The 567-nt window shown below is 79.0% G+C and carries 1 pseudogene; it reads right to left on the minus strand.

Annotation, left to right across the window (positions count from 1 at the left end):
- Positions 1-567 (minus strand): annotated as a pseudogene (locus WCS02_RS21045) (hypothetical protein); the annotation flags it as partial.

The following is a 567-nucleotide window of genomic DNA, read 5'->3' on the forward strand; positions in this document are numbered from 1 at the left end:
CCCCCGACTTGTACCCGCTGCCGGGCGCGCGCCGCGCGCGGGCCGGGCGCTGGGACCCGTCACCGTGGGCCAGCCGTCGTCGGCGGGAGGGGCGCCGTCGGCACCGGCGACGTGCTCGGGCTCCGGGCCCTCGTCGGTCGGGCCGTCGTCGACGAGCTCGGGGACCACGCCGCTGGCCCGGCCGCCGACGACGCCGACGGCCTTGCGGTCGACGCCGAGGGTCTCCAGCAGTGCCTCCTTGACGCAGTCGGAGTGGCCGCGCTGGTTGAAGGCGTCGGCCAGGCCCTGCGTGGGGAAGCCGAGCGTCAGGCTGGTGCTGTCGAGGGCGAGGACCTGCGCGTTCTCGCTGACCAGCGTCCACGTGAGGCGCCGGATCGTCCGCAGCCGGTCGACCACCTGGTCCCAGGTGCGCCGCACGACCTCGACCGTGACCCCGGAGCCGGGGTCGGCGTGCCCACCGGGGACGGCCGGGAGCGCCACCGTCGCGCTGGCCCGCGGGTCCGGCGGCTCGGGCGCGTCCGGGGCGGCACCCGCGCCGGGGGCACCGGGGCTGCCGGGAGCCTGGCC

Source organism: Aquipuribacter hungaricus (assembly GCF_037860755.1).
In the GTDB taxonomy this organism is placed as follows: domain Bacteria; phylum Actinomycetota; class Actinomycetes; order Actinomycetales; family JBBAYJ01; genus Aquipuribacter; species Aquipuribacter hungaricus.